The organism is Actinomadura sp. 7K507 (assembly GCF_004348425.1).
In the GTDB taxonomy this organism is placed as follows: Bacteria; Actinomycetota; Actinomycetes; order Streptosporangiales; family Streptosporangiaceae; genus Spirillospora.
Genome location: NZ_SMKK01000563.1, coordinates 1 through 315, shown reverse-complemented (window position 1 = coordinate 315; position 315 = coordinate 1). Strand labels below are relative to the sequence as shown.

Sequence of the window (315 nt, the reverse complement as noted above, 5' to 3'; positions counted from 1 at the left end):
GTCCTGAGGGAACGGGCACGTTTCTTCGGACTGCGGGACCAGGGCCACATCTCTTTGTTGGGGTGTGGTTTTGGTGGGCCCGGTTGTTTTTTGAGAACTGCACAGTGGACGCGAGCATCTCTGGTGAACGATGGGATCTCGGGTGAGAGGGGGCCGTGAGGCTTTCTTTTGTTCCGGGGTTGTGTTGTTTATCTGCGATTTGTTTTGATCGTTTTGTGTGTTCAAGTTTTTAAGGGCATACGGTGGATGCCTTGGCATCAGGAGCCGATGAAGGACGTGGGAGCCTGCGATATGCCTCGGGGAGTCGGCAACCAG

General features: G+C 54.9%; 1 rRNA gene. It reads left to right on the top strand.

Annotation, left to right across the window (positions count from 1 at the left end):
• Window positions 1–219: 219 nt before the first annotated feature.
• Window positions 220–315, top strand: a 23S ribosomal RNA gene (locus E1285_RS45255); the annotation flags it as partial.